The 24797-nt window shown below is 59.9% G+C and carries 24 protein-coding genes; 4 read left to right on the top strand and 20 right to left on the bottom strand.

What is annotated here, in order from left to right; translation table 11 throughout:
* Positions 1–313 precede the first annotated feature (313 nt).
* The 11 genes from ABI171_RS05630 to dctP form a co-directional block, all read right to left on the bottom strand.
* Positions 314–1240, bottom strand: a complete 927-nt coding sequence (locus ABI171_RS05630) for an acyltransferase domain-containing protein (protein ID WP_348091630.1) — start codon at positions 1238–1240, stop codon at positions 314–316.
* A 39-nt stretch (positions 1241–1279) separates the two neighbouring features.
* Positions 1280–2434, bottom strand: a complete 1155-nt coding sequence (locus tag ABI171_RS05625) for an ABC transporter substrate-binding protein (protein WP_348091629.1) — start codon at positions 2432–2434, stop codon at positions 1280–1282.
* Positions 2435–2512: 78 nt separating this feature from the next.
* Positions 2513–3451, bottom strand: coding sequence for a triphosphoribosyl-dephospho-CoA synthase MdcB (gene mdcB, locus ABI171_RS05620; RefSeq protein ID WP_348091628.1), 939 nt, complete (start codon positions 3449–3451; stop codon positions 2513–2515).
* Positions 3448–4113 carry a malonate decarboxylase holo-[acyl-carrier-protein] synthase gene (gene mdcG, locus ABI171_RS05615; protein ID WP_348091627.1) on the bottom strand — a complete coding sequence of 222 codons (666 nt, stop codon included), beginning with the start codon at positions 4111–4113 and terminating at the stop codon, positions 3448–3450. The genes mdcB and mdcG overlap by 4 nt, the downstream gene beginning before the upstream one ends.
* Entirely contained in the window at positions 4097–4807 is a 711-nt protein-coding gene (gene mdcE, locus ABI171_RS05610; RefSeq protein WP_348091626.1) for a biotin-independent malonate decarboxylase subunit gamma, read from the bottom strand. The genes mdcG and mdcE overlap by 17 nt, the downstream gene beginning before the upstream one ends.
* Position 4808: 1 nt before the next feature.
* The gene (locus ABI171_RS05605; protein ID WP_348091625.1) at positions 4809–5708 is read right to left on the bottom strand and encodes a biotin-independent malonate decarboxylase subunit beta; all 900 of its coding nucleotides are present in this window, start codon (positions 5706–5708) and stop codon (positions 4809–4811) included.
* The gene (mdcC, locus tag ABI171_RS05600; RefSeq protein ID WP_348091624.1) at positions 5705–6019 is read right to left on the bottom strand and encodes a malonate decarboxylase acyl carrier protein; all 315 of its coding nucleotides are present in this window, start codon (positions 6017–6019) and stop codon (positions 5705–5707) included. The genes ABI171_RS05605 and mdcC overlap by 4 nt, the downstream gene beginning before the upstream one ends.
* 209 nt (positions 6020–6228) lie before the next feature.
* A complete protein-coding gene (mdcA, locus tag ABI171_RS05595) occupies positions 6229–7890 on the bottom strand; it encodes a malonate decarboxylase subunit alpha (RefSeq protein ID WP_348091623.1) in 1662 nt (553 codons plus the stop codon).
* Between the two features lies 1 nt (position 7891).
* Complete coding sequence (locus ABI171_RS05590) at positions 7892–9241, bottom strand: TRAP transporter large permease (protein ID WP_348091622.1); 1350 nt, start codon at positions 9239–9241, stop codon at positions 7892–7894.
* Positions 9241–9828, bottom strand: coding sequence for a TRAP transporter small permease (locus tag ABI171_RS05585; protein WP_348091621.1), 588 nt, complete (start codon positions 9826–9828; stop codon positions 9241–9243). Before ABI171_RS05585 ends, ABI171_RS05590 begins: the two co-directional genes overlap by 1 nt.
* On the bottom strand, positions 9825–10844 hold the full coding sequence (gene dctP, locus ABI171_RS05580; RefSeq protein ID WP_348091620.1) for a TRAP transporter substrate-binding protein DctP: 1020 nt from the start codon (positions 10842–10844) through the stop codon (positions 9825–9827). Before dctP ends, ABI171_RS05585 begins: the two co-directional genes overlap by 4 nt.
* A 197-nt stretch (positions 10845–11041) precedes the next feature.
* On the opposite strand from dctP, the gene ABI171_RS05575 reads away from it, so the two are divergent.
* On the top strand, positions 11042–11731 hold the full coding sequence (locus ABI171_RS05575) for a GntR family transcriptional regulator (protein WP_348091619.1): 690 nt from the start codon (positions 11042–11044) through the stop codon (positions 11729–11731).
* Between the two features lie 118 nt (positions 11732–11849).
* On the opposite strand, the gene ABI171_RS05570 is transcribed toward ABI171_RS05575, so the two are convergent.
* The 9 genes from ABI171_RS05570 to ABI171_RS05530 form a co-directional block, all read right to left on the bottom strand.
* Complete coding sequence (locus tag ABI171_RS05570) at positions 11850–12122, bottom strand: type II toxin-antitoxin system Phd/YefM family antitoxin (RefSeq protein ID WP_348091618.1); 273 nt, start codon at positions 12120–12122, stop codon at positions 11850–11852.
* 112 nt (positions 12123–12234) lie between these two features.
* Positions 12235–13695 (bottom strand): xylulokinase, encoded by a 1461-nt coding sequence (gene xylB, locus ABI171_RS05565; protein WP_348091617.1) that lies wholly within the window; start codon positions 13693–13695, stop codon positions 12235–12237.
* A 16-nt stretch (positions 13696–13711) separates the two neighbouring features.
* Positions 13712–14602: an AraC family transcriptional regulator gene (locus ABI171_RS05560; RefSeq protein ID WP_348091616.1), complete on the bottom strand. Its 891-nt coding sequence runs from the start codon at positions 14600–14602 to the stop codon at positions 13712–13714.
* Positions 14603–14629: 27 nt separating this feature from the next.
* A complete protein-coding gene (gene ugpC / locus ABI171_RS05555) occupies positions 14630–15721 on the bottom strand; it encodes a sn-glycerol-3-phosphate ABC transporter ATP-binding protein UgpC (protein WP_348091615.1) in 1092 nt (363 codons plus the stop codon).
* Positions 15722–15726: 5 nt separating this feature from the next.
* Positions 15727–16761 (bottom strand): NAD(P)-dependent alcohol dehydrogenase, encoded by a 1035-nt coding sequence (locus ABI171_RS05550; protein WP_348091679.1) that lies wholly within the window; start codon positions 16759–16761, stop codon positions 15727–15729.
* Between the two features lie 96 nt (positions 16762–16857).
* Positions 16858–17679, bottom strand: coding sequence for a carbohydrate ABC transporter permease (locus ABI171_RS05545; protein WP_348091678.1), 822 nt, complete (start codon positions 17677–17679; stop codon positions 16858–16860).
* A 53-nt stretch (positions 17680–17732) separates the two neighbouring features.
* Positions 17733–18611 (bottom strand): sugar ABC transporter permease, encoded by an 879-nt coding sequence (locus ABI171_RS05540; protein WP_348091614.1) that lies wholly within the window; start codon positions 18609–18611, stop codon positions 17733–17735.
* Between the two features lie 87 nt (positions 18612–18698).
* Positions 18699–19931 carry a sugar ABC transporter substrate-binding protein gene (locus ABI171_RS05535; protein ID WP_348091677.1) on the bottom strand — a complete coding sequence of 411 codons (1233 nt, stop codon included), beginning with the start codon at positions 19929–19931 and terminating at the stop codon, positions 18699–18701.
* Between the two features lie 276 nt (positions 19932–20207).
* Entirely contained in the window at positions 20208–20744 is a 537-nt protein-coding gene (locus tag ABI171_RS05530) for a carboxymuconolactone decarboxylase family protein (protein ID WP_348091613.1), read from the bottom strand.
* 150 nt (positions 20745–20894) lie between these two features.
* Between ABI171_RS05530 and ABI171_RS05525 the strand changes: the two genes are divergently transcribed.
* The 3 genes from ABI171_RS05525 (at position 20895) to ABI171_RS05515 (ending at position 24760) form a co-directional block, all read left to right on the top strand.
* Positions 20895–21818 (top strand): AraC family transcriptional regulator, encoded by a 924-nt coding sequence (locus ABI171_RS05525; protein ID WP_348091612.1) that lies wholly within the window; start codon positions 20895–20897, stop codon positions 21816–21818.
* 105 nt (positions 21819–21923) lie between these two features.
* Positions 21924–22310 (top strand): DUF2946 domain-containing protein, encoded by a 387-nt coding sequence (locus tag ABI171_RS05520; protein ID WP_348091611.1) that lies wholly within the window; start codon positions 21924–21926, stop codon positions 22308–22310.
* Positions 22311–22402: 92 nt separating this feature from the next.
* Positions 22403–24760, top strand: a complete 2358-nt coding sequence (locus ABI171_RS05515) for a TonB-dependent receptor (protein WP_348091610.1) — start codon at positions 22403–22405, stop codon at positions 24758–24760.
* Positions 24761–24797 lie beyond the last annotated feature (37 nt).

The raw sequence follows: 24797 nt of genomic DNA, 5'->3' as shown, positions 1-24797 counted from the left end.
CAGCGCTTGGCTAGGCTCGGCCAACCATGTGCAAGATGTATTTATGACGGATTGAAAAACGGCAGGGAAACAGTCAATAAATTATTGACGTACATCAATATATGCAATGAACACAGGGGAATCAAGGTAGAGATGATGAAAATCTCGATATGCATTTGAAGATGCTATAAGATATGTACAGACCTGTATGTTCAGATATGATTGATGGTTAAAAAACCTTGTCCACAAAAGGCACGGAAATACCTTGGTTTCATTTCGTACCTTTCGTATTTTCGCGGACAAAAAAAATCCCGGTCGGATTCTTCGCTACCTGTCACAGGCGTTGCAGCCAAGTGGCTATGCCCTGCAAGGAGCGGAATTCGCTCACCGAACGGCAGGCAATGTGCGGATGGCGCGCCGCCAGCATGCGCGACAGCGCCGCGCCAGGCCCCAGTTCCAGCGCTGCGGTGATGCCGCGTTCAGCGCAAGCATCCAGGCACGCTTGCCAGCGTATGGTATGCGCCAATTGTTGCGACAGCACCGTTACCGCCTGCTCCTTTTTGGTCAGGACCTGAGCGTCCAGGCCGGACAACAGCGGCAGTAAAGGATCGCGCGTAAACTGCTGGCGCAGCTGCCCGGCAAACGGTGTCTCGGCAGTCGCCATCAACGGCGTATGCGAAGCGACCGCCACCGGCAGAATGGTGATTTTTCCTCCCCGCCGCTTGATCTGGTCCGCCACCAGCAGCATGTCCTGCTGCAGGCCACCGACAATGCAGCTGTCGGCATCGGTTTCAATCGCCACATACAGCCGATGCGACGCCAGCAAGACGGCGAGCGGGCGCAATGCGATGCCGTTGACGGCAAACAGGACTTGCGGCGATTGCGGCTGCACACAGGCGTCCATCAACTGCGCCCGCGATGCCGCCAGCCCGATCGCCTGCGACGCGGAAATCGCTCCGGCGACATGCCAGGCTGCAAGCTCGCCGATGCTATAGCCGGCCACCAGTTCCGGCGTTGGCAACAATGGTCGCAAGGCCGACCAGGCGGCAACGGTCGCGGCAACGATCAGCGGTTGCGCCAGGCGGTTTGAAAAAAGCAGATTGTCGTCAGACAGGATTTCTTGCAGCGGCCTGTCCGGCGCCGCTGCGGCAAGCCATGGCTCCAGCGCTTGCGCCGTCAGCGGATCAGAGCGCGCCAGATCGAACATCGCTGCATGCTGGCCGCCCTGCCCCGGGCACAGAATCGCCAGGCGCGGGGTCATGGCAGATCCGCTCCGGCCTGTTCTTGCGACATGTGCGGTTTAGCGCAGTACGTAGCCATCCTTGCCTATCACTGTCAGTTCAATGAAATTCAGGCCGTCACGGCTGTTCGGGCCATATTTCAACGTCATGCCGCCTATATCATAACCGCCCATGCCTTCCAGGCCGCTGACCAGGCTTTCGCGGGTCGGCTTGTTGCCTGCACGGCGCAAGCCTTCCACCAATATCTTGGCCGAAATATAACCCTCCAGCGTCGGGTAAGAATCGGACAACTCGCTACGGGTCTTCAGCGCGGTCATGAATTCCTTGGAGATCGGCGTGCTGGAGCTTCTCGGATTCGGGAACACCTGCGTCATGCCAAGGCCGCGCGCGTCTTTGCCCAAACCTTGCAGGAACACCTGCGAGCTGACATTCGACAAGGTGATCAATTGCTGCTGGCCGCCGGCTTCGCGATATTGCTTGATGAAAGCGGCGCATGGCTTGGCGGTGCAAATCATCAGTACCGCCTGCGGCTTGGCATCGAATATTTTCTTGACCGCGCCTTCCACCGCGACGGTATTCCGTTCATAGTTAGCAATCACCGGCTCCGGCAACTTATACTTCTTGATCGCCTGCTTCAAGCCTTCCAGCGCGTCATTGCCGAACGAATCGTTGGAGACCAGCACCGCGTAGCGCTGCAAACCCATGCCAGACAACTGCTCGATCGCAGTGCCGATTTCATCGCGGTACTTGGACCGCACGTTAAACAGATAGTGCTGCATGGGTTCGTGCAGCGAGGCAGCGCCGCTGACCGGCGCAATCAAGGGCACTTTGGCGTCGTTGATGGCGCCCAGGATCGATTCGGTGGTAGGCGTACCGCGATACAGGAACAGCGCGAAGGCATTTTTTTCATTCAGCAGCTTGCGGGTGTTCTCGACGGTGCGCTTGGGTTCAAAGCCGTCATCCAGCGATTCCAGCATGATCTTGCGGCCGAACACGCCGCCCTGCTTGTTGACGATATCGAAATACAGCTGTGCGCCGGCAGTGGCTTGCTTCACTTCTTCCGCAGCGGTGCCGGTAAAACCTGCGGACTGGCCGATGATGATGGTGTTGCTGGTAATGCCAGGTTCTGCGTTAGCGCTACCAACTTGAGTTAAACCAAACAGCCCGAACAAGCTGATGCTGACAGCCAAAGACAACTTCTGATGCACTTTCATTTATTCTCCAGATATATTCGTCGACGCGGTGTGTACATGGAGACGCTAGCAGTGAAGCCGATCAGCGGTGCTTGCCAATCATCGCAAGTAGCTCAATCCATGGAGTAAATAGGTGGCTGCCAGCAAATCGGCAGCACCACCGGGCGACAGCTTATCCTGAATAAATACTTTATGGCAACTAATTGCTTGTTGACGCCAGTTATTTGTTGCACTGCCCCCCATTTCCAGGAACTGGCGGGCGCAGGTTTTTACCTTGTCGGCTGCCGCCGGGCCGCCCCGGTGGTAGAGATTGGTGTCGCTGATGCTGGCCATCAGCGCAAACAGGGTATCTGTTGCGGCGGCGTCGTAACCACGGCCGGCGTTCAGCGTCAGTAAGAAACGAGGCAGAGCGATCTCGAACAATGACGGGAATCCCAGCGCCGCTTCTTCGCTGGCGCCGCTTACCGCATATTTTTCCGCAACCTGGCGGCCATGCGACATGTCGACAGGCGGTACACTCCCGGCCCGCTCCTGCATGTGCCGAGTCAAGGCATCGCCCCACTGTATCAACAGCGTGGCGCGAATCACCGCTGCCGACAAGGGCATGTTGCGGCCATGGCAATAACCGGCCGCCGCGCATAGCATGCCGAGGCAGAAAATCGCGCCGCGATGGGTGTTCACGCCGGCGGTGGCTTGCAGCATGGTTTGTTCGGCGGCGATGCCGAGTTGGCGCAACGCGGCGAAGTCTTTGCCGGCCATGCCCGCTTGTGTAATACGAATGAAGTAATGGCGTAGCGAAAACAGACTGCGCATGAAGGTGCCGGCGTCCATATCGGCATGGCTGCCGTTGTCTACCGGCGACACCAGACCGGGCTTGGGATACAGCTGCAATTCGCGATACAGGCTGCGTAGAGCCAGCCGCGCCACCTTTTGGCCAAACGCCCGCTGCTGGCGCGCGCTGTGCCGAGGAGGACCTTGACGGCGCAGCTGTGGCGACGTCAGCAGTTGCAGATCAGGACAAAGCGGAGCCGCTATCATGGTGTCTCCAGGCTGGACACCAGACTTTCGACGGAAGCCAACTGCACGCTGGCTTGGGTCTTGACCAGCACCCGTGGCTGGCTGGAGGCATGCAGAGCTTGCCAGCACTCCTTCCAGGCTACCGCCTGGCCATCCGGAAAAATCACTTCGCCATCCAGCGGCAAACGCGCCGCATGCTGTGCCAGCAATGCCATGCCGCGCGAAAATTCCGGTGCGCTTCCGGGCGTAAACAAGAGGTCGATATCCGAGCTTGCAGTGACATAATTCTGTTGCGTCAGGATTTGCCAGGCCCAGGAACCGTAGATCCGCAGCGTGATGCCGCTGTGCAGGCAATCGCCGGCAAATGCATGCAGGGGGCCGCTCCAGCCGGAGGGCATGTGCGCCAACGCTTTCTGTAGCGTCAGCGGCTCTTCGATCCGTTGGATCTCGGCCCGCTGCGCGCGCAACGGGATCCTGGTCTTGTCGCCGTTGCCGTCCGGCGGCAGCGCCAGACCCAGGCATAATTCATGGTCGGGCGTATCCGTTTCACGGCGCCGCAACACCAGCGGCCAGTCCGCTTGCTGCCAGCGAGCGAGCGTGATGCGGTGGTCGGCTGCGACTGTCTGCGCCGCCTGCTGCCAGCCGCTTGCGCTGAGCCAGACCAGGCTATGCCGGGCTGGCATTTGCGAGCACCGCCTGCGCTACGGGCAAGGCCTGGCTGCGGCCGCCACGCTGCTGGCCCGCAGCACTGCGCCGGTCGGCCGGATTGGCGTCCTGCAGCGCTTGCGCCAGCAGCAAAGCCAGATCGCCATCCCAGATCGCTTCAATACCACCCATCTGCAGATAATTGACCGGCCCCGGCGCAAACACCGGATTGTTTTTGGCCAGCTCGGTCAGGCGCTCCAAAGGCACTTTGGTAATCCGCGCCATCGCCGGCAAGCCCATCACGCGGATGGTTGCTTCGGGCAAGGCGTAGCAGGCATCGGCCATCAGGCCGCTGGTGATGAAGCCTCCCGATAGCGCCTGGTCGTAAACCAGGCCGATGATCTTGTGCCGCCGGCTGCGCGCCAGGGCGATGCATTTTCCCAGATGAGCCATGTAGCTGTTAATCCCCAGCATTTCATCGCGGTGGCGCAAGCGCTGGCCTTGGGTATCCACCAGGATGACGATGGGCCGCTGCGGGAAATTGCGCACCGTCGCCAATATAGCCTGTGCCTGCAGCAAGGCGATTTCGACGCCGATCGGCGCATGGCCGCTGCTGCCGATAACGCTCACTGTGACGCCGTCGACTTGCGCGGTGCCGGTCAGGAAATCATCTTGTTCTACAATGGTGTGACCGCCGGGGAACAGCTGTGTGGCTAACGAAATCCAATCCATATCACGGCCTCCGTCGCAATTCTGCGGTAGCGGCGACAAAGGCGTCGGCTTCCAGCATGGGCAGGTTGGCGGCGTCGGCGATGCCGATTTTCTGCCAGATATCGAGCGGATCGACGGCGCCGCCAAAGGCGTCGACGCGATCCTGCAAAAACTGTTGTTCGGTTTCCAGCGCTTCCAGGGTCAACGCAATCTGGCCGGCATTGGCATGACATTCCTGCGCCAGATCAAAGGCGGCCTGGCGAAAGGCCGCGCTGTCGTCGGCCACCAGCAATCGGCAATCGCCCAGCAGGTAGCGGTGCTTGCCGCCGGTGGTGCGCCACACCAGCGCGCGGTCGCGTGAATCGAATTCTTCGACGCCGTTGGCAGTCTCGATCACTTCCGGCCCGGACATCGCCAGCCGCCCCTCTTCCGACATGACGATGGCGTTGGCGCAGCAGGCGACAATTCCCATGCCGCCGAAACAGCCGTTGGAACCGCCGACCAGCACGATCACCGGAATTCCGGCTGCGCGCACTTCAAGCAAGGCGCGCATCACCTCAGATACCGCAATCAGACCTGCATTCGCTTCATGCAGGCGCACGCCGCCGCTCTCCAGCAACAACACCACCGCATACGGACGATCCCGCAGCGCGCGCTGCAACAGCCCGGTCAGCTTGGCGCCATGTACCTCGCCCACCGCGCCACCCATGAAACCGCCCTCTTGCGCCGCCACCAATATCGATAGTCCAAATAGCTGTCCTGCGCCAATCGCAACGCCATCGTCAAACGAAACCGGCGCATCCAGCTGCCCCAGGTGCGGGCTGACGATACGCAGTCCGGGCGGCAGGAATTCGACAAAACTGCCGGCGTCGAGCACCGCATGCAAACGTTCGCGCGCATTCGCTTCCAGATAACTGTTCATGGCTGGGTCCCCAAGACCGCTTGCACCGCCTGGTCGAGACGCAGGCTGACCACAGCCGGCGTCGCCCCCATGTCGTTGATCGCGATGCGGGCATCGGCCAGTTGCCAGCGCTGCTGGAAATCGCCCAGCACCGCCTCCCAGATCTTGCCGAAGCCGCGCGCAGCGGTTCTGATTTCAATCGTGCACGCACCATTCAGTGCCGCCGATTCGATCAGCACTTCCAGATTGCCGGAGCTGACTACGCCCGACAATTGCGCCGTTGCCGGCAACCGCTGCCGGCCATGTTCAAAACGAAAATTCAAGGTTTCCATCAGACTACCCTATCATTTTGATTCATCCGATTTTTCTGCGAGCTAAAAGTCACTCTCATGAATTAGCCATTTCATCAGCGTCATTCCCACGAACGTGGGAATCCATGTTGAATCCTATGCTATCTAACATGGATCCCCACGTTCGCGGGGACGACGATGCTATCGCCTGTTTCTGTGAATGAATCCTGCAAAAATAGCTACATCCTGGTTCACCAGTTCCTGAAGCGTTTCGGCGGCTGGTACAAGCCGCCCGAAGCACGCACCAGGTCCTTCATGCTTTTAGCCGCCAGCAAGTCGCGCGTGGCCAGCCGTTTGTCGATTCCCAGGTCCTCGGGCCGCTGGATAATGCCGCGGTCGCGCAGGTTTTCGACCATCCGTTTATCCCGCCCCAGCCCGATCGCCGTATAGCCGGCCACCCCGCGCACCGCCTGTTCGCGCTCTTCATCGGTGCGGCACAGCAACAGGTTGGCCAGTCCTTCTTCGGTCAGGATGTGGCTGACGTCTTCGCCGTAGATCATCACCGGCGGGATCGCCATATCCGCATGTTCGGCCAATTCCCAGGCATCGAGCCGTTCGACGAAGGCCGGCTGCATGTGTTCACGGAAGGTCTCGACCATCTGCACCACCAGCTTTTGTCCGCGCGGAATCAGGTTCTTGCCGTCGCGCGCCTGCTTGCCGGCTTTCAGCCAGGCCGGGCTGGCATGACGCCGGCCGCGGGCGTCGGCACCCATGTTCGGCGCACCGCCGAAACCGGCAATACGGTCGGCGGTGGCGGTCGACGAGTTGCCCTGCAAATCGATTTGCAGAGTGGAGCCGATGAACATGTCGCAAGCGTAATGCCCCGCCATCTGGCTGAAGGCGCGGTTGCTGCGCATCGAGCCGTCGGGTCCGACGAAGAACACATCCGAGCGCGCCCGTATGTAATCTTCCATGCCGAGTTCGGAACCGAAGGAATGGATCGATTCGACAAAGCCGGCCTCGATCGCCGGGATAAGCGCCGGATGCGGATTGAGCGCCCAGTGCCGGCATATTTTGCCCTTGAGACCGAGCGATGCGGCATAGGTCGGCAGCAGCAGCTCGATCGCCGCGGTGTCGAAGCCGATGCCATGATTCAGTCGTTGTATTTCATATTCCGCGTAGATGCCTTTGATCGCCATCATCGCCATCAAGACCTGGATGTCGGATATCTGCGCCGGGTCGCGCGTAAACAGCGGCTCGATATAGTGCGGCGTCGGCGCCTTCACCACGAAACCTACCCAGTCGGCGGGGATATCGACGCGCGGCAGGACATCGACTATTTCATTGGCCTGCGCAATCACGATGCCGCCGCTGAAAGCAGTGGCTTCAACGATTGCCGGCGTGTCTTCGGTATTCGGCCCGGTGTACAGATTGCCGTGGCGGTCCGCCGCCTGCGCCGCCACCAACGCGACGCGCGGAATCAGGTCGATAAAGTAGCGACCGAATAATTCAAGATAAGTATGGATCGCGCCGATGTTCAGTTTGCCGGCCGCGACCAGCCCCGCCAACCGCACCGCTTGCGGTCCGGAAAAAGAAAAATCCAGGCGCGAGGCGATGCCGGTTTCAAAGATGTCCAGATGTTCCGGCAAGGCCAGCACCGACAGCAGCATGTGCAAGCCGTTGACGCGGGCCGGATCAAGCCTGGCCAGTTCCTTGGCGAGGAAATCGGCTTGCTTCTGGTTATTCCCTTCGAGACAGACCTTGTCGCCGGATTCCAGCACGCTGTGCAGCAGATCCTGGATCCGCTCGGTCTCCACCAGCTTGCCCTGGCAAGCGTTGCCGAGCATTTCGGCGGCGCGCCGCAAGCGTTGTTCGCGATTGGCATTGCGCAAATCCCAGCGGCGGCCATCCATGTCAGCGAGCTCCCATCAATATGTCCGGCAATCCGGTGGCGATGCCAGGAAACAGGCACAGCAAGATAATCGCCAGGAACATCAGCAGCAGGAACGGCAATGTGCCCTTGATGACTTCGCTTAACGGAATGTCGGGGGCGATGTTCTTGATGACGAACAGGTTCAACCCGACCGGCGGATGAATCAAGCCCATCTCCATCACCACCGTCATCACCACGCCGAACCAGATCAGGTCGAAACCGGCTTCGCGCAGCGGCGGCAGGATGATCGGCGCGGTCATCAGAATGATCGACACCGGCGGCAGGAAGAAGCCGAGCACGATCACCATCAGCAGAATCACCGCCAGCAGCAGCCATTTAGACAGATGTAGCGCAACCACCCATTGCGCCGCCGACTGGCTGATATGCAGGTAGCTCATCACGTAGGAATACAGCAAGGACATGCCGATAATCAGCAGCAACATGGAGGATTCCTTGATGGTCGAATTCAGGAACGGCATCAGGTCACGTGGCCGCCACAAGCGGTACACCACGGCGATCAGCACGATCGCCATCAAGGCGCCGAGGCCGGCGGTTTCCGACGGCGTGGCAAAGCCGCCGTACAAGGCAATCATGACGCCGATCAGCAGGATAAGGAAAGGCAGCACGCGGGGCAGCATCTCTACTTTTTGCGCCAGGGTGAAGTGTTCGTCATCCAGATAGGCCGACTTGACCCCGCCCTGGCTGTAGATCGCATGCGCCATGCGGTATTCCTTGCGGGCGCGGTACACGGCATAACCGGCGAACATGAGCACCAGCAACATGCCGGGGCCGATACCGGCCAGGAACAGGCGGCCCAGTGATTGCTCCGAGGCCACCGCGTACAAGATCATGGTGATCGAAGGCGGCAGCAGAATTCCCAAGGTGCCGCCGGCAGCGATGATGCCCGCCGCGAACCCAGGTGAATAGCCACGACGACGCATCTCCGGAATACCCGCCGAACCGATCGCCGAACAGGTCGCCGGTGAAGAGCCGGCCATCGCCGCAAACAAGGCGCAGGCAAAAACGTTGGCGATCCCGAGGCCGCCCGGCACCCGGTTCAGCCAGGCATGGATCGCCGAATACAGGTCGCGCCCCGCCGGCGATTTGCCGATGGCTGCTCCCTTCAAGATAAACAGCGGAATCGACAGCAACGTGACGGAAGCGATTTCTTCGTAGACATTTTGGGTAACGGTATCGAGCGAAGAAGCCGGCATGAAGAAATACATGAAACCGGTCGCGACCACGCCGAGCGCAAAAGCGATCGGCATGCCGGAACACATGACGACGATCGTGACGATGCCGTATAAAGCACCTAGGGCAAGCGGACTCATTACACTCCCGTGACAGTTTGTTTGGCGGCGGTTTTCTGGCGGTCGGTCAGGCGCGTCAGCACCTGCACCAGGATTTGCAAGGTCAGCACGGTCATGCCGAGCGCCATTAACGAATAAGGAATCCACAGCGGCGGTGCGAAAGTGGATGAGGTAGTCTGGCCTTCAGACCAGGCTTCATGGAACAAAGCCCAGGATTTCCACGAAAAGAAAGCGCAGAATAAAAAGGAAACCACATCGACCAGCAGCAGGCGCACTGCGTTCACCGCAGCAGGCAGTATTGAGGACAAGGCTTCGATGCCGATATGACCGCGGAAAGACTGGGCATAACCGGCGCACAGGAAAATCACGCCGACCAGCATGAAGACGGTGGCGTCGTCCTGCCAGTCGGTCGGCGTATGGAAAAAATAGCGCGCCACCACCGAATAGGTCATGATCAGCGCGGTCAGCATGAGCGCTACCATCGACAGGTACAAGGCAAATTTATTGAAGCGGTCAAGCGCGCCGGCCAACACCGCCACCACCGGATTATCCGGCGTGGCAGGCAATACAGGCACGGCGTTCGGCTTCGCGTCGAAGCCGTGGCTCATAGGAGTTTCTCAGCCAGTTTCAGCAGCTTGGCGCAATTGTCGTTTCTTGCCGCATAGTCCTTCCATGCGGTATTGCGCGCAATGTCTTGCCATTTCTTGACAGTGGCGGCGTTCAGATCGACCACCTTGGCGCCGGCCTTTTGATAGACCGCAGCGACGCTCGAATCGTCCAGCCGTGCGGCGCTCTCGGCAAATTTTTCCATCTCGGCGCCCACCGCCATGACTGCCGTTTGCTGCTCCTTGGTCAGGCGATCGAAGGTCGCTTTCGAAATCATCAACGGCTCCAGCATGTACCAGTAAGCCTTGTCGCGGCCGCTGGTCAGGCTCTTCGACACTTCTTCCAGGCGGAAGGAGATCAGCGACGTCGAGGACGTCATGGCGGCATCCATCGCGCCGGTCTGCATCGCCGCGTAGATTTCGTTGGAGGGCAGCGTCACCACGGCGGCGCCGGCTTCCTTCAAAATCATGTCCATCTCGCGCGAACCGCCGCGCACCTTCAGACCCTTGGCATCGGACGGATCGATAATCGGCTTGGTGCGCGAAGCAACGCCGCCCGCCTGCCAGATCCAGCTAACGATAATCACGCCCTTTTCCAGCAAGATGCGCGACAACTCCTTGCCCACTTCCGCATTCTTCCAGGCCGCGCCTTGTTCATACGAAGTCACCAGGCCGGGCATCAGGCCGATGTTAACTTCCGGCACTTCGCCGCCGGCATAGTTGAGCGGCACCAGGGAGAAATCCAGTGCGCCCTTGCGTAGCGCGGAAAATTGGGAGTTGGTCTTCATCAAGGAAGAGCCGGGATAGATTTCAAATTTCAAGCTGCCGTTGGTGCGCTTGCCGACTTCCGCCGCGAACATGCGGGTCAGCCGGTCGCGGAAGTCGCCTTCGCTAATGCTACCGCCGGGAAACTGATGTGAAATTTTAAGGGCGCTGGATTGCGCCCAGACTGACGACATTGACCAGAACGGCGTGCTCGCAAGTGCGCCCAGTACCGTTCTTCTGCTGACTAAAGACATATCCCCTCTCCTCTGGTGGAAAAACACTCGATACAATATTAGCTACTTTTCATGCGATTATTGCTGAAGATAGATGCTATGTATTCTTTTCTCATTTCCTTGTATACACAGTATTCCATAAAACATTTTTATGTCAACGAATAAATACGCCTTACAATCAAATCTCGAATACACATAATCCCAGAAACGGCCTAATTATGCTGACGACAAAAAATCGCTCGGAATCCCTGCGTGAAACCATCGAAGAAATGATCGTAGTTGGTGAGTTTCGCCCAGGACAGCATCTTGATGAAACCGACCTCGCCATCAAATTCGGCGTGTCGCGCACGCCGGTGCGTGAAGCCTTGATCCAACTGGCGTCCATGGGCATCGTCGTCACCCGCCCGCGGCGCGGCACCGTGGTGGCGGAAATCGGCCCGCGCCAGCTGATAGAAATGTTCGAAGTCATGGCAGAATTGGAGGCGATGTGCGGACGCCTGGCGGCGCGCAGAATGTCCAGCGAAGAACATGCACAGCTACTGGCGGCGCACCAAGCCTGCATGGAAGCGCGCGATGCGCACGATCCGGACAGCTATTTCTACAAGAACGAAGCCTTCCATGACGCCATCTACGAAGGCAGCCACAATACATTCCTGGTGACACAGGCACGTTCGCTGCAACGCCGGCTGCGCCCCTACCGGCGACTACAGCTGCGGGTGCGCGACCGCCTGAATGTATCTTACCAAGAGCATGACGGCGTAGTGCAGGCGATCATCGCCGGCGACAGTGAACAGACCGCCGACCTGCTACGCCAGCACGTCACGGTGCAGGGGCAGCGTTTTGCTGATCTGATTGCTTCGTTGCAGCAGCTGACAGCGATGCCGGAGCCGCAGTACAAATACAGTTAACGCATTTAAAAGGGTCGTTGAAGAATAAAAAAGATTGTCATTTGCGCTGCGGATAACAGTTTTAAATACTTGAATGCCAGGGGGCTCTCAGTAGCCGTCTTAAACACGACCCAAAGACTCACTGAGCATCTTCCTTGTCCAGTTCGGCAAACTCTTCGTCAGAGGATCGGAACTGCCCTGGTTTTATTTCCTGATTAGCAAGCCCCAAAATCTTCAACAGGGCTAGGGTCTGTTCCTGTTCTTCGTATGAGCGGACACCCATCACGACCAGCTTTGCCTCACCATTCTGGGTAACGAGCATAGGTTCCCGGCTCTCTGAGATGTCTTTGACGATCTCGGCAGCATCGCTGTTGAGGTAGCTGATGGGCTTGACCTGTTTAGAAAATTTCATGGCTCGTTCCTATGAGTGATCGACAACAAGACCAATCATAGCCCGAATTAAATCTTGCCAGCAGAACCACTATCTGCCCCCTCGATATTCAGAACGACGCTAGCTAACGCCATCACTTGAAGCTATCTTCGCTGCATGCCTGATATAGTCGCTTATAGCGCTCGTAACGCGGCTTAAGGCGCTCAGCCAGCGGCGCCGATGGCGCAATCACGTCAGCCGTCGGCAAGGCCGTACAAACCGCTTCAGCAGACTCGCCCGTGACGGCCATCCGCGCCAGCCGCGCCGCGCCAAAAGCGCCGCCAAGATCGCCACCCACCGGCCGCAGCAAAGAAAAGCCGCAGGCCGAAGCCACCAATGAACCCCAGAACCGGCTGCGGGCGCCGCCGCCGACGAACGTGGCTTGCTTGATACGGGTGCCGGCCGCGCCCAGTGCGGCGTAGCCGTCGGCCAGCGAGAACGCTACGCCTTCCATGACGCTGTACGCAATCGCGGCGGCGTCGGTGCTGGAGCTCAAGCCATAGAACATGCCTTTGGCCTGGGCATTGTTGTGCGGGGTGCGCTCGCCGTTCAGGTAGGGCAGGAAAATCGGTGCGGCTTCGATAGCGGCGTCTTCCGCCAGCTTGGCGAAGGCTGCTTCGCTGGTGTGCCCGGTGAGGCGTGTGGCCCAGGACAGGCTGGTGGTCGCTGCCAGGGTCACGCTCATCTGGCACCAGCGTTGCGGCAAGGCGTGGCAGAAAGCATGCACGGCCTGGGCGGGATTCGGTGAAAAATGGTCGTTCGAGACAAATATCACGCCCGAACTGCCGAGCGATACCAGGGCGCTGCCCGGACTGACCATCCCTACCCCGACCGCCGATGCGGCATTGTCGCCAGCGCCGCCGGCTACCGGCACCGGCCCCTTGAAACCCCATTGCCGCGCCAGCTCATCCTTGAGCTGGCCGGCGACGTCGCGCCCTTCGATCAAGGCGGGCATCTGCTCGCGCGTCAGACCGGTGGCGGCCAGCATGCGGTCCGACCAGTCGCGGCGGGCGACGTCGAGCCACAAGGTGCCGGCGGCGTCGGACATGTCGGACACCAGTTCGCCGGTGAGGCGGAATACCAGGTAATCCTTGGGCAACAACACTTTCGAGATACTGCGAAATACCGCCGATTCGTGCTTTTGCAGCCATAGCAATTTCGGTGCGGTGAAGCCCGGCATCGCCAGGTTGCCGGTAATCTGGCGCGACTCCGGCACCAGCGCTTCCAGTTCGATGCATTCGGCGAAGGAACGGGTGTCGTTCCAGAGGATCGCCGGGCGCAGCACGCGGCGGCGGGCGTCGAGCAGGACGGCGCCGTGCATCTGGCCTGAGATGCCGATGGCGCGCACCGCTGCGAACGCCCCCGGCGCGGCTGTCCGCAACTGGTCTAGCGCTTCGCAAGTCGCCTGCCACCAGCTTTCGGGGCTTTGTTCCGACCATAACGGATATGGGCGGCTGATGCCTTGCTTGACGGCGCTGCTTGCGATTGGCTGGTTGTCGCCGTCTACCAGCATTGCCTTGAGCTCGGACGTGCCGAGGTCGATGCCCAAAAACATGAATGAATTCCTCTTTTTATTGGACTGCAGATTGGGCTGCCGCGCAGCTGCTTTGCGTGAGATGACAGGCGCGAAACTTCGACGGCGACATTTGCTTTTTCTGCAAAAACTGATGGTTGAAATGCGACACGTTGTTGAAGCCGACGCGGTAGCAGATATCGGTCACCGACAGATCCGTATTCATTAGCAGTTCACAAGCGCGGTTGAGCCGCAGGTGGTTGACGTACTGGACGAAGGTCAGGCCGGTGCTCTTGCGAAAAAAGCGTGAGAACGCCGCGGCTGCCATCCTTGCCAGCTCGGCGACATCGGCCTCGCGCAAATCGGCGGTGTAGTTTTCCAGGATATAGGCCAGCACCTGATTGATGACGGCGTTGCGGCGCTGGTCGATGCTGGGGTCGTAGCTGGGGCTTGCCAGTTGCACCCGCGGCGCATGCGACAGATAGTCCAGCAGATCCAGGAACAGGATTACCCGCCTGGCGTCGCTGGCGCTGAGCATGGCGCTCAAGGCTTCGTGAGCGCGCCCTTCCGCCTCCGTGCCGAATTGGACGCCCCGGCGCGCCTCGTCGAGCAGATTCTGCACCTGGCCGAACTCCGGAAACAGCGCCATGCAATCCTGCACGAACTCGGCGCCGAACTGCAGCACCAGGTCGCGGTCCGCCACACTGGCGCCCGGCGCCAGTTCGCTAACCCAGTTGTGCGGGATGTTGGGGCCGGTGAATACCAAGTTGCCGGGACCGCAATCGCCGATATAGTCGCCGACGAACATCTTGCCCTGGGTCGCGCACAAGTAGTGCAGCTCGTACTCGGGGTGATAATGCCATTTCGCTACCTGATGCGGATAGCCGTGAGACCAGACGCGAAACGACTGGTACTGTACTTTTTGGATGAGCTCCAGGTCTGGCCGCATGACACGATCTCCTTTTATTGCCCAGTATTAATGCCGCAATACCAGGCTGCGACCTGTCTCTGCGTCAAACACGTGCAGATCGCTCATCGAGACATTAAAGCATACTTGCGCCCCCACCTGCGGGCAACGGTTGGCTGGCACCAGCGCCGTGATTTCGCGCTCGGCGTGCAGCAGGCTGACCAAGGACTCGGCGCCCAGCAGTTCCACCAGGTCGACCTGGCCCACCACCTCGATCTGCTGGTCGCCGGCGCTGGTAGTGAACATGTGATTCGGGCGCACGCCCAGCACCACGGCCTGGCCGTCGTCGATCGCAAACAGGGATCGCGGCAGCCGCCATTCGGCTTCGCCGCTGTCCAGCACTGTCATGCCGTCTTCGTGACGCGCCGCGCAATCGATGAAATTCATCGCCGGGGTACCGATAAAGCCGGCGGCGAACTTGGATACCGGATGGTTGTAGATTTCGGCCGGCGTGCCGACCTGCTCGATGCGGCCGGCCTTGAGCAGCACGATGCGGTCGGCCAGCGTCATCGCTTCCAGCTGGTCGTGGGTGACGTAGACCGAGGTGGCCGCCAGTTGCCGGTGCAGGCGCTTGATGTCGCCGCGCAGTTGGGCGCGCAGCTTGGCGTCCAGATTCGACAGCGGCTCATCGAACAAAAATACCGAAGGCGTCTTGATCATGGCGCGACCGATCGCTACCCGCTGCTGCTGGCCGCCGGACATCTGCTTCGGCTTGCGTTGCAGCAGCGGGTCCAGGTTCAGCATCTGCGCCACTTGCTCGACACGCTGCCTGATCTCGCTTTCCGGCGTCTTCAAGCGGCGCAGGCCGAAGGCCATGTTGTCGTATACCGTCATGTGCGGGTATAGCGCGTAATTCTGGAACACCATGGCGATATCGCGCTCGCGCGGCGGCAGGTCGTTCACCTGCCGTGCGCCGATATGCAGGGCGCCGCCGCTGATCTCTTCCAGTCCCGCCATCATGCGCAAGATGGTCGACTTGCCGCAGCCGGAGGGGCCTAGCAATACGATGAATTCGGCATCCGCGATCTCCATGCTGAAATCATGGACCACCGGATTGCCCTCGTAATGTTTCACTAATTTGTCGCAAACAATGCTGGCCATGGCGCTTACTCCAACTCGATCTGGATCTTGACGTCGTGCGGATTACCGCTGGCGGCTGCCTCGAAGGCGGCGACGCCGTCGGCAAACTTGAACGAACGTGAAATGAACGGCTTGACGTCGATCTTTCCGGAAGCGATCAAAGCCAGCGCGCGCGGGAAGATATTTGCATAACGGAATACCGATTCGATGCGGATTTCCTTGGCCTGGATCGCGACGATATCGATCGCCACCTTGTTGGCCGGCATGCCGACCAGCACCAGGCAGCCGCCCGGGCATAGCAGGTCGAAGATACCGTCGTAGGCCTTTTCGCTGCCGCTGGCTTCAAACACGATATCCGCACCCCATTCGCCGCTCAGGCCGGTGACGACATCCGGCAAAGATTGCTGGCGCAGGTTAACCGTGGTGATGCCCGGATACGCATGGATCAAATCCAGTTTTTCCTGCACCAGGTCGCAGATCACCACCCGGCTGCAACCGCCTGCCAGCGCCGCCAGCGCAGTCATCATGCCGATCGTTCCGGCGCCCAGCACCACCGCCAGGTCGCCCGGCTTGATCTTGGCCTTGGTGGCGGCTTGCAGGCCGATCGACAGCGGCTCGACGATGGCGCCTTCGGCAAAGCTGACATTGTCCGGCAGCTTGAAAGTAAAGGCGGCAGGATGCGAGACGAACGGCGTCAGGCAGCCGTGGACGGGCGGCGTGGCCCAGAAGCTCACGGCGGGATCAAGGTTGTACAAACCCAGCCGCGTTGCCTTGGATTCAAAATCCGGGACGCCAGGCTCCATGCAGACGCGGTCTCCCACCTTCAGACCGGTGACGCCGGCGCCGACCTCCACCACCACGCCGGCGGCTTCGTGACCCAGCACCATCGGTTGATTCACCACAAACGGGCCGATATTGCCGTGCTGGTAGTAATGCACATCGCTACCGCAAACGCCTACCGTATGAATCTTGATCTTGACATCGCGCGGACCGACCACCAATGGCAGCTCAATCTCCCGCAGTCGGATGTCATGCTGCTTTTCCAGGACTAGGGCTTTCATCATTTACTCCATCATCTTGTCTGTGCAGCGGAACGGCGCTACCCCGTATTCGTTATCGCTGGCGTCGCGCGAAGTTGCACACAGTTGCACGCTGCGTCAGCGGTGCTTCAGCATTGAATTGAGCAGCTGGCTGAGCAAACCCAGAAATACCAGCGGCGGCAAGGCCAGCAGCACGGTGGATGCATTCACTACGCCCCAAGGCACTTCCTGACCCATTGAGGTAAATGTGGCGGCAATCACCGGCAAGGTGGCGGCTTGCTGCGAGGTCAAGGTCAGCGCCATCATCAGTTCATTCCAGACCAGCACGAAACTGAACACCACGCCGCCCAGCAGCGTCTTTGATGCAATCGGCAAGGCGATGCGCCAGAACACCGCGTACGGGCCGTAACCATCGATGGTGGCGGCTTCCTCAACCTCGCGCGGCACCCGCTGGAACGCGGGTATCGAGAGCCAGATAATGGTCGACAAGGTAGTCAGCAGATAGGTCACGATCAGCGAGAAGCGGGTGTCGTAGACGCCGAGGTCGATCCAGATCGCCATCAACGGAATCGCCACCGCTACCGGCGGCAGGAAGCGTAGCGACAGCACGAAGAACTGGACATCGTCGCGCTTGCGGAACGGATAGCGCGCAATGGCATAGGCGGCGGGTATGCCCAGCACGGCGCCCAGCCCCACCGCCGCGCCTACCACCAGGATGCTGTTGTACAGGCCGGATAACACCTCCGGCGTCTGCAGCACCTGGCGGTAGTTGTCCAGGGTCGGCCGGAAAATGAAGCGCGGCGTCGGCGAGACGATATCCATCAGTTCCTTGAGCGAATTCAACACCGCCCACAGCACCGGGAACAAGGCTACAGTCACCAGCAAGGCCAGGCCCAGCCAGTTCAATATTTTCAATGGCTGGCGCAGCAAGTGTCCCACGCTGGAACCTGTTGCCAGCGGCCTCAGTTCGACGACGACCGTTACCTCCGCGACTACTCTTGCCATTTTTTCGCTCGCTTCCAAATGAGTGTGAACATCACGGTGGTCAGTATCATCATCAAGACCGCCATCGCCGAGGCATACGAGATATCGCCGGACAAGCCGATCCCCTGCGAATAGGCATACATGTCCAGCGTCTCGGTGGCGATGCCGGGACCGCCCTTGGTCATGACATAGATCAGGTCGAAAGAGCGCAAGGATTCGACCATCTTGATCAGCGCCAGGCTGACCAGCGGCGCCCGCAGCATCGGCAGCGCCACCAGCGCATACACTTCCCAGGTGCGGGCATAGTCGATGCGGGCCGCTTCCAGCGGTTCCGGCGGCAAGGTCTCCAGCAGCTTGAGCACGATCACCGCGAAGAACAAACCCCATTGCCAGACGTCGACAAACGCCACCGCCAGCAGCGCCAGGCCGGGATCGGACAGGAAAGCGATATTGCCCAGGCCGACAAATCCCAGCAGCCAGCTGACGACGCCAAGCAAGGGAGAGAACATGAATTTCCACAGGAAAGCCGCCGATACCCGCGGCAACAACACCGGAATGATCAGCGACACAGAAAGCAGGTTACGCACGCGCGGCGTGGTCTTTTCAAACAGCCAGACGGCCAGCAGCACACCCACCACTAGCGTGCCAAGCACAGTCACGGCTTCCCATTGCACCGAGACCTTGATGGCGTTGAGGAAGCGGCGGTCCGCCGCCAGCCGGGAGAAATTGTCGAACCAGATAAAATGGCTGTCGGTGTATTGCAGCATGCGGTCGCGCAGCGCCAGGTAGATGGCGCCGACAGTCGGCACCAGCGCCAGCACGGCCAGTATCAGCAGCGGCGGCAGCAGGAATACGTAGGGCAAGGAAGAGCGATGGCGTTTATTCATTATCGTTTCTCGAAAGGCTGCGCCAGGCAGCGTTGCATCGGAGCTGCCGCCTGGCTTCTACAGCGGGCGCAATCAAAAAAGATTTGCTCAGTTGCGGCGGCTAGCGCGGGCGATAACGCTATCGGTATATTTGGCAGCGTCATCCAGCGATGCCTTGACATCGGTACGGCTGCCGGTGAACAGCTCTTCCAGCACCACGCCGAGGTTGTCGCCAACCTGCGGCCACAGCGGCGAAGACCAGATGTTCAGCCTGGTGGAATCGGTGATCGCATTCAGGCCGGCGACAATTCCCGCTTTGACATGCTGTTGGAAGTACGGGCTGGCGATGGTGCTGTTGCGGTTGTAATCGCTGAAGACGCCATCCTTGAGCCGCGCCTGTTCCTGCTCCTTGCTGCTGGCCCAGGCGATGAATTTACCGGCCGCCTGGCGCGTGCATTCATCCTTGCTACCGTAGGTGGCGATTGCGAAGCCGTGGCCAAAACCCGCCGAGGACAACGGAGTTGGCGGGCGCGCGTAGCCGACTTTGTCGACCACCGACGATTTGCTCGGGTCTTCCATCCAGTCCGCAAACGGCGTGGATTCGATCATGAAGGCGACCTTGCCGGCGCGGAAGGCTTCAATAGCATTGCTCCAGTCGTAAGTCGCAGTGCCGGGCGGCGTGTACTTAAGCAGATCCATGTAGATTTGCGTGGCTTTGACGCCGGCGGCGGAATTGAAATCGGCTTTACCGTCCTTGCCGACCCATTCGCCACCCATGGCGGTAAAGAACGGCGACCAGCGCCACACATTCATACCCGAGCCACGCTGCCCGCGCGCCACCCAGCCGTAGACGCCGGGCGGGTTGTGCAATTTCTTGATGGCGGCCTGCAATTCTTCCAGCGTCTTGGGCACCGGGATGTGCGCCTTTTCCAGCAGATCCTTGCGGAAATAGAAGAAGTCGCCGCCGCCGTACAGCGGCGCGAAATAGGCGACATCCTTGTAGCTCGCCACGGAACGGCGCCCCGGCAGGAAATCGTTGTAATCGTACTCTTTCGGATAGTACTTGAGCAGAGGCAGGATCCAGCCGGCGGCGGCGAATTCCGCCACGTTGGCTTCATCCACGTAGTAGATCTGGTAAGCGCCGGCCTTGGTGGCGGCGTCCAGGCGCGACTTGCCGCGGCGGTCGTTCTCGCCGAAATAGACCAGATCGACCTTGGTGCCGCTGGCCTTGCTGTATTCCGCCAGCGATTTTTCGACGGTAGTCAGTCCCAGCGTTTTCTGCGCCAGCACCTTCAATTGCGGGACGTTGCAAGAATCCGCCGCGAAGGCGACCGGCAACATGCACGCCAGGCAGGCAAATGCACCGGCATAGGCTAGTTTATTCATTACGTTTGTCTCCTCTGTTTTTTTGAGCACCGTGCAGCGGAATGCAAACCGCTGCCGGTAACCGTAGACCGGGGTGGCCGGCCACGTCTTTGTGACGCAGGGAGACTATAGGGTTGCCGGCCAGGCAGGCGCTACCACAAAAGCCTGGGCCGGCTTGTACTTTTTTCACACGCGGGCGGGTCTGTCAAATTACAACAAGTCCGCCCTTTTTCCATCAATCAGGGCGCCGAATTAGTCCGCCGCAGGAAAATCGAGCGTTGTGTCATTGACGCGGTTGACCAGATTGGTAAAGGTGATACCGGCAATCGCCAGCGTCGCGTCGACAACCTGGGCATCGCTGAAACCGGCTTCCTTGACGGCACCCAGCACCTCTGACGCTACCGTTCCGCGGGTCGTGACGAGGCTGCGTACAAAATTTGCCAAGGCGTCATTGCGGGCATCGCCGGATGGCTGGCCATGGCGCAGGCCCAGAATAGCTTCGCGGCTAAGGCCGTTCTTTTTCGCCATCAGCGTATGCGCCGCCAGGCAATAATCGCAAGCCACGGCTTCGCTCACCGACAAGCGGATCACTTCTATCTCCCTGGCGCTCAGACTGCTTTTCTTCAAGGCGGCGTCGAGGTTCAGGGCGGCTTCAAGCGCAACCGGACTGTTGCCGCCAACTGTGGCATAAGCATTGGGGACTTTGCCGACGGCGCTTTTGATTGCGCTGAACAGTTGCGCGGCGTGGCCGCTGGCTTCAGCTACTGGCGGAGTGTGAAGACGGGTCATGATGGTTTCCTTTAGTTGATTGATTGCTTGATTGTGAGATTTCCATGCCAAGATCGGCTCGGCATGGAAACCAGTATAGGCAGATCGAATACAATTATTAATGCTCTAAACCGCCTATAATTTGCTCAATCGTCTCAATAAAGACATGCCATGGATACCCTTAGCCGCCTGTTGTCACTCTATCCGCTCAGCACCACACTGGACGTGCGCTGCCATTTCGGCGCGCCGTGGGTGCTGGATCATGCGGCCGTCGCCAACGGCATCGCGCCTTATCACCTGGTGGCGAGTGGCAAGGCATGGCTGGATGCGGCCGGACAGACGGCGCTTGCCTTGCAGGCCGGCGATATCGTTGTTTTTCCGCGCGGCAACGCGCATCGCCTGTACACGGAGGGCAACGGTGAAGCTGCACCATTGCACGACCTGCCCGGCTTGCAAACGATCCGAACTGTCGGCAACGGTGGCGCGGGCACGCTGACCGATATCCTGTGCGGCCAGTTCGAGTTCAACGCCAGCACATCAAACGTCTTGTTGCAAGCACTGCCGGAGATCGTCCTGGTGCGCAGCAGCGGCCGGCCGGACTTCGCCGGACTACAGGCGCTGATCGGCATGCTGCGGCAGGAAACCGAAGCACAGCGGGCTGGCGCCAGCGCGGTAGTGGCGCAGCTGTCCTCGGCACTATTCGCGCTGGTAATCCGTGCCTGGCTGGAACAGGCCGAGGCGGTGCCGGGATTATTTGCGCTGCTGGCTGAACAGCGTTTGCAAGCGGCGTTGCAAGCTGTCTTGGCGGCGCCGGAAAAACCGTGGTCGCTGCAACAGATGGCGGCGCTCAGCAACATGTCGCGCGCCACTTTCGCCCGCGTGTTCCAGCGGGTGGCGGGTATGACGCCGGCGGCCATGCTGATGCAGACAAGAATGGCGCAAGCGGCACTGTGGCTGGTGCATGGCAAACGGACGGTGGGCGATATCGGCGAGGCGGTCGGTTATCAGTCGGAGGCCGCCTTCAACCGTGTGTTCAAGCGCTGCTTCGGCGTCGGGCCGGGCCAGTACCGGCGCAGCGCACGCGCCAACCATTAGCAACCTAATCGGCGACTGCCGGTCTTGTGCTGGCGCAAGGCTCATCCTATAATCGACGAGTTTCCCGCGTTGCACTCGCACGCACTGACCCCTCGCAAGCTATCCATGTCTCGCATCCGCCGTCAAAAAATCGTTGTCTGGAGCTGCCTGTTTGCCATCTGGCTAGGCATCCTCATGCCGACGATTTCGCAATCGCTCAAGGCGAGCGGAGCGATCCAGGTCTATCACCAGATCTACAACGAGATTTGCACCTCTGCAGGACTGACGCATACCGACCCGGGCGGCAAGCCGCTGCCGGCCGGCGACCATTGGAATGCCTGCGGCTACTGCTCGTTGCTGTCCCACAGCCCCCCGCCTGCGGTTTCCTTTGGGCTCTTGGCGACCACTTCGGCTGCGGTTTCGCATGCCAGCCCGCTGCTGTACGACTACATCCCGCCACGGCCGTTTCGCGGCCAGACCCATCCGCTCGACCCGCCTCTTAAGCTCTCCTGATTGTCCGTGTTCCGGCAGCTGAGCTGCCGCTTATCCCCGCTCGTCTGTGTACCTGGCGGGGACGACCATCAATTGAAGTCCAGGGGAATTCCATGCTTGATTTGCTCACGCAAACTGAGAGTGCTTTGTCGCGTCACTACCAATCGCCGCCGCTTTTTTCGCGTCGTCGTTCACATGCCTTGTCTGCAGCGACATTATCGCTGTCGTTCGCTCTTCCCATATTTGCACAAAGTGCTCGCGCCGCCGGGGATGATTCACACGCCGTGCCGGAAGTGTTCGTTACCGCCACCCGGGAAAAACGCGTGCTCGACCCCAACCTGCCCGCCAGCAGCGAACGCATCACCGCTGAGCAGCTGCAAAACCTGAACGTCGTCAACACTGAAGACGCCTTGAAATACATGCCGAACATGGCGATCCGCAAGCGCTTCATCGGCGATGAGAACGCCACTATTTCGGTGCGCGGCAACGGCACCTCGCAAACGGCGCGCGGGCTGGTGTATGCCGACGGCCTGCTGCTCAGCAATTTCCTCGGCAATACGCATAGTTTTCCGCCGCGCTGGTCGATGGTTTTTCCGGAAGACATTGCCCAGGTCGATGTCATCTACGGCCCGTTTTCTGCGCTGCATCCGGGCAATTCGATGGGGGCGACGGTGGCCATCACCACCAAGATGCCGACCAAACTGGAAGCGATGGCCAAGACCCAGGTATTCAGCCAGCAATTCAACTTGTTCGGCGTCGACGGTCATTTCGACGGCAACAAAAGCACCGCCGCAATCGGCAACAAGGTCGGCGACCTCTCCTTCCTGCTGGGCATCGACCACCTGAGCAATGCCGGCCAGCCCTTCGTCTACGCCAGCCAGCCGCGCTCCACCCGGGCCGCCGGCGCGGCTGCGACTCCGGTGACTGGCGCTTATCCTTATACCGATCCGAACGGCGCTCCCGCCACCATCTTCGGCATCAATGCCGAAGGCGCCGAACGGGCGGTGCAGGACCAGTTCAAGTTCAAGGCCGTCTACGACATAAACCCGGCCTTGCAAGCGGGCTTCACCTTCGGCTACTGGCGTCAGCAGGTCAGCAACAGCACCCAGACTTTCCTGCGTGACGCCAAGGGTAACCCGGTGTATTCGGGCCTGGTGAATATCGGCGGCTACCAGTACAACTTGCCGGCATCCCTCTTTGCGCCGGCTGCCAGCGAAAGTGAAAACCAGCTATATGGCCTAACCCTGAAAAGCCGCAACGTCAGTGGCTGGAACTACTCGGCGATTGCCTCCTATTTCGATGTATCGAAGAGCATTTCCCGCTCCGCCAACAGCGGCCTGACCAGCAACCTGAGCGGCGTCGCCACTTTCGGCGACGGTTCCGGCTGGAAGACGCTGGACTTGTCCGCTGATTACAAACCTGCGGCAATCAGCGCCGGCAGCCACTGGCCGACCATCGGCTATCACTACGACAATTACTTCCTTGAAAACACCACCGTCAACCTGAACAACTGGCGCAGCAACGACAGCAGCGGTTTCAATAACGCCTTCGCCGGCAAGACCGAAACGCAAGCGCTGTTGGCGCAGGACGCCTGGCAGCTGAGCCAGCTGTGGAAACTGACATACGGCCTGCGCTACGAAGACTGGCGCGCCTATGACGGTGCACGTGCAACCGCTGGCTCGGCCCAGCGTTACGACAACCGCAGCCTTTCCTACTGGTCGCCCAAGGTGGCGCTTGCCTACAAGGCAAGTCCCGACCTGACCTTGCGCCTCGCCACTGGCCGCGCCTACCGCTTCCCGACAGTCAGCGAACTGTTCCAGGGCAGCCTGACCGGCTCGACGCTGGTGAACAACGATCCGAACCTGAAACCGGAAAACGACCTGGCGAAAGAGCTCAGCGCCGAGTGGGCGCATTTCAATGGCACGCTGCGCATGTCGCTGTTTGAAGACGACGTCAAGAACACTTTGTTCAGCCAGACCAACACCACGGTATTTCCCAATGTGACCAGCATCCAGAACATCGACCGCGTCAGGTCGCGCGGCATCGAACTCAGCTATGCGGCGGAGGACGTCTTGCTGCGCGGCTTGGACCTCAGCGCCAGCGTCGGCTATACCCGTTCCATCATCCTGGAGAACAGCAAGAACCCGGCTACCGTCGGCAAGAATTTCTACCGCATTCCTTTGTGGCGCACCAACCTGATAGGCAGCTACCGCATCAACGACCAGGCCACGGCGATGCTGGCCGGGCGCTATTCCGGCCGCCAGTACAACACCCTGACCAACACCGACATCAACCCGGACACCTTCGGCGGCGCCAGTTCTTTCCTGGTCTATGACAGCAAGCTGACGTTCAAGCCGACCAGAAATACAGAGCTTGGCATCGGCATCGACAACCTCACCAACCGCCGTTACTACGTCTACTACCCGTATCCGGGCCGGACCTTTTATCTGGAAGCCAAAGTCAGCCTGTGAGTTTTCAGCCTGTTCGACGTTCCCATTTTCAGCAAGG

The organism is Collimonas sp., assembly GCF_039923675.1.
GTDB lineage: Bacteria > Pseudomonadota > Gammaproteobacteria > Burkholderiales > Burkholderiaceae_D > Collimonas.
This window is presented reverse-complemented; position numbering and strand designations above follow the sequence as displayed.